Below are 10062 nucleotides of genomic sequence, written 5' to 3'. Positions count from 1 at the left end.
TCGAGGGCCGCGGTGGCCGTGCGGGCCTGCTCGTCGGTGAGCGATGCCGGGTCGACGCCGGCGCCGCCGTGCAGGGCCAGGGCCGGGCCGTCGCCGGCGGGCAGGTGGGTGAGCTGGACGGGGGGGAGAGCCATGGGGCCATTGTGCGTCGGAGGCCGGGCCACGGGGTGCCGGGGACCAGAGGGGTGGGAATGTCGCTTGCCGCGCCGCGCCGGGGCGGGGCCGGGTTCGCTGGGAGCCATGACCCTGCACGCCGACGAGCACCCCGTGACCGAGGCCGACGTCCGCCGCCTGCTGGATCGTCAGGCGCCGCGATGGGCCGGCCTGCCGCTGCGCCCGGCCGGTGGAGGTGCCCGAACCGGTGGTCGCCGGGGAGCCCGACGAGGGGTACCCCTTCGCCTGGGCCGTGCACCGCTGGATCGAGGGGAAGGAGTCCTCGGAGGCGACGGGCACCGACTGTGCCGAGTTCGCGCGCGGGTGCCGCGACGGCATCGCCGAGGTGCTGGCAGGCTGAGGATCAGCGCAGGGCCCGCTGCCCCGCTCGGACGGGGGTGTCCACGGCTCAGCGGAAGCGGTAGCCCACCCCACGCACCGTCTCGATGTGCTCGGCGCCCACCTTGGAGCGCAGCTGGCGCACGCACACGTCCACCACGTTGGAGCTCGGGTCGTGGTCCACGCCCCACACCTCGGCCAGCAGCTGCTGGCGGCTGAGCACCTGCCCGGGGTGGCGCATGAACTCCGCCAGCAGCCCGAACTCGCGGGTGGTCAACGCCCGGTCCACACCGTCGCCGCGCACCTCGCGGGTGCGGTGGTCGAGCACCAGCCCGCCGGCCTCCACCGTCATCCCGTCGCCGGTGGAGGCGGACTCGGTGCGGTCGGCCAGCCGCACGCGCACCCGGGCCAGCAGCTCGGCGAACTGGAAGGGCTTGGTCATGTAGTCGTTGGCGCCACCCTCCAGGGCGGAGACGGTGTCCTCCACGCTGTCGCGGGCGGTGAGCACCACCACCGGCACCGTGCCGCCCTGGCCCCGCAGGGCCTCCAGCAGCTCGGCCCCGTCCAGGCCCGGCAGACCCAGGTCGAGCACCACCAGGTCGAACCCGCCGTGCAGGGCCAGGGTGAGGCCCGAGCGGCCGTCGGCCACCACCTCGGTCTGGTAGCCGGCGGAGCGCAGGCCCTTCTCCAGGAAGGAGGCGATGCGGTCGTTGTCCTCGACGATCAGGATGTGCGGCATGTCAGGCGTCCTCGTCCGGGCTGTCGTGGGTGGTCGGCACGTGGCCGGGAGTGGGCACCGAGAGGGTGAACGTGGCACCGCCACCGGGGGTCTCGCTGACCTCCACGGTGCCGCCGTGCCCCTCGGCGATGGCGCGGACGATGGGCAGTCCCAGGCCCGCACCCGGGTGGTGGTGGCTGGCCCCCTCGGACCGGTGGAAGCGCTCGAAGACCCGTTGCTCCTGGCCTGCTGGCACGCCCGGCCCGTGGTCGGTCACCGCGAGCTCCAGGAACCAGCGACCGGGCTCGCGCTCCACCCAGCGGGAGGCCAGGTGGATCCGGTCGCCCTCGGCGGTGTGCTGGACGGCGTTGCGGGCCAGCTGCAGCACGGCCTGGGCGAGCCGCTGGCCGTCCACGGCCGCGGTGCCCTCGGCCACCTCGTCGAGCACCCAGTCACGCGGGCCCAGGCGCTGCACGTTGGAGTCCAGCTCCAGCGTCAGGGCGGCCACGTCCTGCGGGCTGCGGCGCACGTGGTCGGGGCGGTCGGCCTTGGCCAGGGTGAGCAGGTCGGCCACCATCCGGCTCATCCGGTCGAGCTCGCTGGTCACCAGGGCCAGGGTCTCCTCGCGCTCGACGGGGTCGTCCCCCATCAGCTCCAGGTGGCCGCGGATGATGGTGATGGGCGTGCGCAGCTCGTGCCCGGCGTCGTCGACGAACTGGCGCTGGGAGGCGAACGCCTCCTCGAGGCGGTCGAGCACCCCGTTGAAGGTGCGGCCGAGGTCGGCCACCTCGTCGTTGCCGGAGACCTCGAGGCGGCGGGTGAGGTCCCGCTCGGAGATCTCCTGGGCGGTGCCCTGGAACCGGCGCAGCGGCGTGAGCACCCGCCCGGCCAGGAACCAGGCGGCCACCCCGGTGAGCAGTAGGGCCACCAGCGCGACCGGGGCCGCCCGGCGCACCACCGCGGTGAGCACCTCGTCGTTGCGGTGGGGCAGGGCCAGCACCGTGAGGGTGCCCCGGGAGCCGCCCACGGTGACCGTGGCGTTGCCGTAGCGCGCCTCGCCGAGCGGGGTCTCCACCACACCGGAGTCCCCGGAGCGGATGTCGTGCCACAGCGCGGTGTCGGCCAGCAGCTGGCGGGTGTCGCCCACCGAGGCGCCGGAGACCTGCAGCACCTGGCCCTCCTGGGTGCGCCCGACGATGAGCTCGGCGGAGCTGGGCTGCTGGCGGGAGAGGAAGGTCTCCAGCAGGCCCTCGGGGTCGGCGAAGGGCTCGCCGGTCTCCGGGTCCACGCCGTTCTGGGTGAACTGGCGGAACTCCCGCAGCTCCTGCACCACGTCCTCGTTGGCGCGGGTGGCGTTGTCGGCGCGCACCAGGCCGTAGGTGAGGGCGATGAGGGAGGCCAGCGCGAGGGCGACGATGCCCACCATCGAGAGGACGATGCGGCCGCGGAGCCCCAGCCGGCGCGGGTGGCGGTCAGTCGTCGAGGTCGTCATCGTCGTCCTGGTCGTCGGCGGTGTCGTCCTGGTCGTCCTGGCCGTCGTCGTTGTCGTCGTTGTCGTCCGCGTCGTCGCCGGTGGGGGCGGGCGGCGTCGGTGAGGGGTCGGACGGCGGCTGCACCGTCCGCGTGACCGTCGGGGGGACCGTGCGCGGCTCGGTGGACGTGGGGCGGGGCGCGGCGTCCGGGGCGCCCTGCGTGGTCGAGGGGGAGGCGCTCGGTGCCGGGGTCGACGGGGCGTCCTGCGAGGGAGCACTCGGGGGTGTGCCGCCCGGCTGGGAGGGAGAGGTGGAGTCCGACGGGGTGGGAGCGGAGTCCGACGGGGCGGTGGCGGCCGGGGCCGGCACCTCCCCCAGGTCGGTGGTGTCCGGGGCGCCGGGCGTGCGCAGTCCCATCGCCAGGAGGGGCAGGGCCACGGCCAGCAGCACCAGGGTCAACAGGGCGGGCAGGTACTTGCTCACGGGGTCCTTCCGGGCAGGAGGGCGTTCTCGGGGATGGTGCCGTGCGAGGCCGACACGAGCGACAGGGGGGTGGGGCTGTCCAGGTCCCAGGTGGGCCAGCCCGGTGGGTGGTCGCCCCCGACGGAGAGCACCACGCCGGGGTAGTTCTCCAGGGCACGGTGCACCTGCTGCAGGGCCGGTCCGGAGAGGCGGTCGGCCACCCCGTCCAGCACCAGGAGGCGCGGTGCGCCGTACAGGCCGCGGGCCAGCTGCAGCAGCACACGCTGCTCGCGGTCCAGCGGCTCACCGCCCCGGCGCAGGGTGGTGCGTTCACCCCTCGGCAGCGCCGCCACCACCTCGTCCAGGCCCACGGCCGCCAGCACCGGGTCGATGGGGTCGTCGGAGTCCGGGCGGCGGTAGCGCACGGCGCGCGACAGGCGTCCCTGCTCCAGCGGCGCGTCGGCGGCCACATAGCCCAGCAGGCGGCGGCGTCGGCGCGGGTCGACCGCCGTGAGGTCCCAGCCGTCCAGCTGCGCCCACCCGTCGGCCGGGGCCTCGTCACCCACCAGCAGGTCCACCACGTGGGCGGTGCGCTCCGGGTCGGCGCTGCGCACGTGCACACGGCTCCCTGGGGCGGCCAGCAGCTCCGGGAGCGGGGTGCCCGAGCGGTCCTGCAGGTCGCCCAGGTGCAGCAGACCGCGGGCGCTGCCCCGTCGGCGAGGGCGCTCCGCCTCCGTGACGGGGGCCGGCTCACCACGGCGCAGGGCCCTGGCCAGCACGAGGCTCGCGGCCAAGTGCCCCTGGCGGTACTCGCCCACCCGGCCCAGGTCCTGCACCGGGGTGGACACCAGGCCCACCAGCAGCAGGGCCGTGGCGAAGCGCTCGGGGGTCAGGTCGGTCCACGGGGCGGTGAGGCCGGCGAGCACCATGGCCACCACCGCCACCGCGGCGGCCCCGCCCCGCATCACGCCGGCTGCCCGGGCCCGGCGCACGGCGAGGTGGTGCACCCTCTCGCTGTGCTCCTCGACCCGGCGGACCTCCCGTTCCTCGCCTCCCGCGGCGCGGATGACGCTGGCGGCCTGCACCGTGTCGGCGATGTGGGAGGCCATGCGCCCGCGGCGTCGGCGCAGCTCCCGGCTGCGCCGCAGCACGGGACCGGCGAGGGCGAGCAGCAGCACCCCCATCGCCAGCAGCGCAGCGCCCACCGCCACGCCCAGCTCCCAGGCCATGAGCGACAGCGCCACCACGACGCCGGCCAGCAGCGGCACGCCCGAGACCAACGGGGCGATCCCCATCGCGATCCACGACCGGACGGCCGAGAGGTCGTTGGTGGTGCGGGCCACCAGCACCCCGAGGTGGGCGTGGCGTCCCGGGCGCAGGGCAGTGCCCACCAGCAGGCGGCGCACCTCCATCACGTAGTGCTGGCCCAGCATCTCGGCCAGCACCCACTCGGCCCACCGCATCGCGCCCACGGCCAGGGCGGCCGCGATCAGCCCCACGGCCAGGGCGGTGCGCGCAGCGGCGTCCGGGGCGCCCAGCAGCTGTGGCGTGAACCAGGCGATGCCGGCCGCGGCCGCCGACTGCAGCAGGCCGCACAGGACCAGACCCACCAGGTGGGTGCGGCGGACGCCGTGCCACACCGGGGGGAGCTCGGCGGCCGCGTCGCGGGCGCTCTGCTCCTCCCCGGGGAGACGGGTGCTGGGGAGGACCCGCATCAGAGGCCCAGCAGGGCGCGCACCGTCTCCGGCTCGGAGAGGGTGAAGGTGTCCACCAGCGGCAGGTCGAGCACCGCGGCGGCCTCGCGGGAGGCCAGCGGGGAGGCGGTCACCGCGCCGGAGACGCCCACCACCGGCAGGCCCGCCTCGCGCAGCGTGCGCACGCCGGCCACCGCCCCCAGGGCCTCGCCCACGGCCAGCACGATGCCGTCGGCGTCGGCCAGCGAGCCGTCGTGGAGCAGGTGGTGGGTCTCGCGCTGGAACAGGCCGTCGGCGATCTCCACGACCACCACGTCGGGGGCGTCGGCGGCCAGCTCGTCGCGCACCGAGCGCACCAGGTGGCCGGTCTCCTCGAGGTCCAGGCGGAAGGTGCTGCCGTAGCCGAAGTCGGTGAAGTCCAGCACCTTGGCGGCACCGGAGTCGGTGAACAGCCCCGGGTCGCCCCACGCGCCGGTGCCGGTGGCCTTGCCCGCGGCAACGGTGAGCCCGGCCCGGCTCAGGCCGCGCACGATGTTGGCCACCACGGTGGTCTTGCCGGCGTTCATGGAGCTGCCCAGCACCACGACGGTGCGGGTGGCGGTGTCGCGGCGCGTGGGGGTCGGCTCGGTGGAGACCGCGCAGGGGGACACGTCGCGGAGGGTGATGCGGCGGCCGTCGGCCTGGGCCAGCAGCCCCAGCGGCTCGAGGACGGTGGGTGCCTCGGTCCTGCCGTGGCGCTCCACCACGTCGGCGGCCAGCCCACCGGCGGCGGCCAGGTGGGTGTGGGCCAGCGAGCCGGGCACGACGGCCTCGAACTGGTCGGGGGCGTAGCGGTCGCCGTAGGCCACCAGCACCTCGTCGCCGGGGTAGAGGGTCTGGCGGCGGCCGCCGGCGCCCGGCACCTTCTTGTGGTGGCCCATCGAGACGACGCGGGCGAGCACCACGTCGCCGGCGCGGGGCGCGACGTCGGCGCCGGCCAGCAGGTGCAGGTCCTCGGCGTCCTCGGCCAGTCGGGCAGCCAGGTGACGGGTGGTGTAGGCCACCTTGGCGGCGCGCAGGCGGGCGGCGTCCACGGGTGTGGTCGTGGAGCTGGTGGGGCGGGTGGCCGCCGAGGGGTCGCCGGCCACCGGGGCGATGCCGGCCACCAGGTCGACGGACGGGGTGGTGCGCTCCGGGTGGCCGGTGGTCGGCGGGGTGGCGAGGGTGGGGGCGGTCTCGAGGGTGGCGGTCACGGGGGTGCTCCTTCGGTCGGCCGGCACGCGCGGTGCCGGGAGGGGTGCCTGCGGGAGGCGGTGCCCTGCACGCTAGGAGCCGGCCGTGAGGGCGCCATGAGCCGCGGATGAGGATCCCCTCATGCAGGGGCGCGCCCGCTGGGGAGCCGGTCACGGCCCGGCAACGGGGCGGTGTGCGGTCCCGGTGGCCGTGGCACAGTGGTCCCCACTGTGATGCCCCTCACGTCCTCAGGAGGACCCATGCCCGCTCCCGCCGCGCTCTCCTACGTCTCCGGCACCTCGGAGCTGCCGCTGCTCGGCCAGACCATCGGTGACAACCTCGACGCCACGGCCGCCCGCTTCGGCGACCGGGACGCCCTCGTCGAGTGCGCCACCGGGCGCCGCTGGACCTACGCCGAGTTCGTGGCCGACGTGGACCGCCTGGCCAAGGGGCTGCTCGCCCGGGGGCTGGGCGTCGGCGAGCGCATCGGCATCTGGTCCCCCAACTGCGCGGAGTGGACGCTGCTGCAGTACGCCACCGCCAAGGTGGGCGCGGTACTGGTCAACGTGAACCCGGCCTACCGCGAGCACGAGCTGGACTTCGTGGTGCGGCAGTCCGGCATGCGCTGGCTGGTGAGCGCCGTGGAGCACAAGACGTCCCACTACAAGGCGATGGTGGAGCGTGTGGGGGCCAAGATCCCCGAGCTCGAGGAGGTCGTCTTCATCGGGGAGGAGTCCTGGGACGCGCTCGTGGCGGCGGGCGACGGCATCGACGACGCGGCGCTGGCCACGCGCCAGGGCGAGCTGGGCGCGGACGACCCCATCAACATCCAGTACACCTCCGGCACCACGGGATTCCCCAAGGGCGCCACCCTCAGCCACCACAACATCCTCAACAACGGGTACTTCGTGGGTGAGCGCGTGCACTACACGGAGGCCGACCGCATCTGCCTGCCGGTGCCCTTCTACCACTGCTTCGGCATGGTGATGGGCAACCTCGCGGCCACCAGCCACGGGGCGTGCATGGTGATCCCCGCCCCGGCCTTCGACCCCGTGGCCACGCTGCGCGCGGTCTCCGAGGAGAGGTGCACCAGCCTCTACGGCGTGCCCACCATGTTCATCGCCGAGCTGGGGCTGCTCGACAAGGGTGAGGAGGAGTTCGACCTCTCGGCCCTGCGCACCGGCATCATGGCCGGCTCGCCCTGCCCGGCGGAGATCATGCGCCGCGTCATGAACGAGATGAACATGGCCGAGGTGGCCATCTGCTACGGCATGACCGAGACCTCGCCGGTGTCGCTCATGACCATGTCCGACGACGACGTGGCGCACCGCACCGAGACCGTGGGACGCGTCATGCCGCACGTGGAGGTCAAGGTGGTGGACCCGGTGACCGGGCGGCCGGTACCCCGCGGTGAGACCGGTGAGCTGTGCACGCGCGGGTACTCGGTGATGCTGGGCTACTGGGAGCAGCCGGAGAAGACCGCCGAGAGCATCGACGCCGCGCGGTGGATGCACACCGGGGACCTGGCCGTCATGGCCGAGGACGGGTACGTGGCCATCACCGGGCGCATGAAGGACATGGTGATCCGTGGCGGGGAGAACATCTACCCGCGGGAGATCGAGGAGTTCCTGTACCAGCACCCCGCGGTGCAGGACGTGCAGGTGATCGGCGTGCCGGACGAGAAGTACGGCGAGGAGCTCATGGCCTGGGTGGTGCTCCGTGAGGGCGCGGAGGGCCTGGATGCCGACGCGGTGCGGGAGTTCTGCACCGGGCAGCTGGCGCACTACAAGATCCCGCGCTACGTGCACGTGGTGGAGGCCTTCCCGATGACGGTGACCGGCAAGGTGCGCAAGGTGGAGATGCGGGAGAAGGCGCTGGCGATCCTGGGGCTCGAGAAGCGCTGAGGCGGGCGGCCCTGTGGGCGGGTGTCCACAGGGCCGGGCGGGTGGCCGGGTGCAGGCGGGTGCTCGTCCACATGTTCGGGTGAGGGTCTGCGGATATTGGCTCACATGTACTACTCTTGGTGCATCGCGTCGGACGGGGGTCTGGCGGGTGGGACCTGGGGAGGCACGGTGGCACCACGCATCACGGAGGGCGGTGGCGGTCCGATGGGGGCTGTGCCGGCGTTGCGCGGTGCCCGGGAACGGGTGGCTGCGGTGCACCGGGAGCTCGACGGGGTGCTGGCGGAGCTTGCGGCGCTCGGTGACGGCCCGGGCGTGGCCGTCGAGGAGCTGCGAGCGCTCGACGATGAGGTCTTCCGGGCCCGCAACCGGCTCGAGGCGGTGCGCTTGCGGATCGCTGGGCTGGCCCGCCGGGAGCGCGAGGCCGGCCGGTCCCACCACCTGGACGAGGGGCAGTTCCTCGGACGGGGCGGGCGGCTGGACGGACCCACGGCGGCGCGGGCCGGACGATTGGCGGAGGAGCTCGGCAGCGGAGTGCTGGCACCGGGTGAGCCGGGCCAGGAGTGCACGGCGGAGGCGCTGGACGCGGGGACCATCACGCCGGAGCACGCGCGATCCGTCGCGCAGGCGTTGCGGGACCTGCCGGAGTGGGTGACCGCGGAGGACCGTCGCCGCGTCGAGCGGCATCTCGTGGAGAAGGCCACGCGGCTGTCCCCTCGGTCCGTCCGGGAGGAGGGACGCCGGTGCCTCGCTGCCCTGCCGGTGCCGCCGGAGATAGTCGACGCCCACGAGGACGAGCTGCTCAGCGGCCAGGAGCGGGCCGCGCACGAGGCGGCGTCGTTCACCATCCACCACGGCCCGGACGGCGTCTCGCACGGCAGGTTCTCCGTGCCCACGCTGCAGGGGCGCCTGCTGGAGAAGGTGCTGGCCTCGCTGAGCGGCCCGCGGCGGCGGGTACGGCCCGGTGCGGGTGCCGAGGGGCGTGGTCGGCAGGGTGCTCCCGGGCAGGGAGTCGACGGTGCGCCGGTGGCTGACCCGCCTCGCGACCGGGCCCCTGAGAACGCTCGCGACCGGGCCGCCGAGCGGGGTCAGGCGCTCGCCGAGCTCATCGACCACCTGCCCACGGACCACTTCGGTGGGCGGACGGCGTACACGGTCATCGTGTCCACCGACCTGGCGACGCTCCGGGGTGAGACCGACCGGGCGGGCCTCACCGACGTCGGGGAGAAGGTCTCGGCGGGGCAGGTCCGGCGCATCGCCGCCCAGGCGGGGATCGTCCCCACCGTCATGGGCGGGGAGTCGCTGCCGCTCGACCTGGGCACGCAGCGCCGGTTCTTCACCGAGTCGCAGCGGATGGCGCTGGCCCACCTCTACGCGCGCTGTGCGGCCGAGGACTGCGATCGGCCGTTCGCCTGGACGGAGATGCACCACGTGGATGGCTGGTCCGGGCGGAGGGGTGACGGTCCTGCTGGGACGGGGCGCACGGGAGCGGGCCGTGGCCGGACCGACCTGGCCAACGCGATCCCGCTGTGCGGTCGGCACAACCGGATGGTCGAGGACCCACTGGTGGAGCACGTGGTCACCCGGGACGCCGAGGGGCGGGCCACGGTCCGCCTGCGGAGAAGACCACCGGGCCCGCCACCAGGGCGTCGGGGCGACGGGGGCAGGAGTCCAGAATGGGCCGCGTGAACCCCTCCACCGCTGCTGCCCGCGTCCTGGTCGACGAGCTCGTGCGTTGTGGCGTGACCGAGGCGGTGCTGTGTCCGGGGTCGCGGTCGGCCCCGCTGGCGTACGCGCTGGCCGCGACCGACGCCGACCCCGCGGTGCCGCTGCGCCTGCACGTCCGCACCGACGAGCGCACGGCAGGCTTCCTCGCCCTGGGCCTCGCTGTGGCCTCGGGTCGGGTGGTTCCCGTCGTGACCACCTCGGGCACCGCGGTGGCCAACCTCCACCCGGCGGTGCTGGAGGCCCACCACCAGGGGGTGCCGCTGCTGGCGCTCACCGCGGACCGGCCGCCGGAGCTGCGGGGCACCGGGGCCAACCAGACCACCCACCAGCCGGGTCTGTTGCGGGACGTGCGGCTCGCGGTCGACCTCGGCACGCCCGGCGCG

Annotated in this window: 9 protein-coding genes; 4 read left to right on the top strand and 5 right to left on the bottom strand. The window is 74.8% G+C overall.

Going from position 1 to position 10062, the window contains the following annotated elements; translation table 11 throughout:
* The first annotated feature begins 361 nt into the window (after window positions 1–361).
* Window positions 362–514 carry a hypothetical protein gene (locus HMPREF3099_RS13130; protein ID WP_168168521.1) on the top strand — a complete coding sequence of 51 codons (153 nt, stop codon included), beginning with the start codon at window positions 362–364 and terminating at the stop codon, window positions 512–514.
* Between the two features lie 48 nt (window positions 515–562).
* Here the strand turns inward: HMPREF3099_RS13130 and HMPREF3099_RS10540 are convergent, their stop codons facing one another.
* Genes HMPREF3099_RS10540 through HMPREF3099_RS10520 form a run of 5 tightly spaced genes read right to left on the bottom strand, consistent with a single transcriptional unit; the run spans window position 563 to window position 6070 of the window.
* Window positions 563–1231, bottom strand: a complete 669-nt coding sequence (locus HMPREF3099_RS10540) for a response regulator transcription factor (RefSeq protein WP_070705934.1) — start codon at window positions 1229–1231, stop codon at window positions 563–565.
* A 1-nt stretch (window position 1232) separates the two neighbouring features.
* The gene (locus HMPREF3099_RS10535; RefSeq protein WP_070705932.1) at window positions 1233–2702 is read right to left on the bottom strand and encodes a sensor histidine kinase; all 1470 of its coding nucleotides are present in this window, start codon (window positions 2700–2702) and stop codon (window positions 1233–1235) included.
* A complete protein-coding gene (locus HMPREF3099_RS10530; RefSeq protein WP_070705930.1) occupies window positions 2683–3165 on the bottom strand; it encodes a hypothetical protein in 483 nt (160 codons plus the stop codon). Before HMPREF3099_RS10530 ends, HMPREF3099_RS10535 begins: the two co-directional genes overlap by 20 nt.
* Window positions 3162–4859 carry an ABC transporter transmembrane domain-containing protein gene (locus HMPREF3099_RS10525; RefSeq protein WP_070705928.1) on the bottom strand — a complete coding sequence of 566 codons (1698 nt, stop codon included), beginning with the start codon at window positions 4857–4859 and terminating at the stop codon, window positions 3162–3164. Before HMPREF3099_RS10525 ends, HMPREF3099_RS10530 begins: the two co-directional genes overlap by 4 nt.
* The gene (locus HMPREF3099_RS10520; RefSeq protein WP_083323716.1) at window positions 4859–6070 is read right to left on the bottom strand and encodes a hypothetical protein; all 1212 of its coding nucleotides are present in this window, start codon (window positions 6068–6070) and stop codon (window positions 4859–4861) included. Before HMPREF3099_RS10520 ends, HMPREF3099_RS10525 begins: the two co-directional genes overlap by 1 nt.
* A 240-nt stretch (window positions 6071–6310) precedes the next feature.
* Between HMPREF3099_RS10520 and HMPREF3099_RS10515 the strand changes: the two genes are divergently transcribed.
* The 3 genes from HMPREF3099_RS10515 to HMPREF3099_RS12175 form a co-directional block, all read left to right on the top strand.
* A complete protein-coding gene (locus HMPREF3099_RS10515) occupies window positions 6311–7954 on the top strand; it encodes an AMP-binding protein (protein WP_070705926.1) in 1644 nt (547 codons plus the stop codon).
* A gap of 204 nt (window positions 7955–8158) precedes the next feature.
* Window positions 8159–9640, top strand: coding sequence for an HNH endonuclease signature motif containing protein (locus tag HMPREF3099_RS10510; RefSeq protein ID WP_070705924.1), 1482 nt, complete (start codon window positions 8159–8161; stop codon window positions 9638–9640).
* Window positions 9637–10062 (top strand): thiamine pyrophosphate-binding protein (locus tag HMPREF3099_RS12175; RefSeq protein ID WP_371327538.1); only part of this gene is annotated, 426 nt, incomplete at its 3' end. The genes HMPREF3099_RS10510 and HMPREF3099_RS12175, both read left to right, overlap by 4 nt.

Source organism: Kytococcus sp. HMSC28H12, from assembly GCF_001816045.1.
GTDB classification, from domain to species: domain Bacteria; phylum Actinomycetota; class Actinomycetes; order Actinomycetales; family Dermatophilaceae; genus Kytococcus; species Kytococcus schroeteri.
This window is presented reverse-complemented; position numbering and strand designations above follow the sequence as displayed.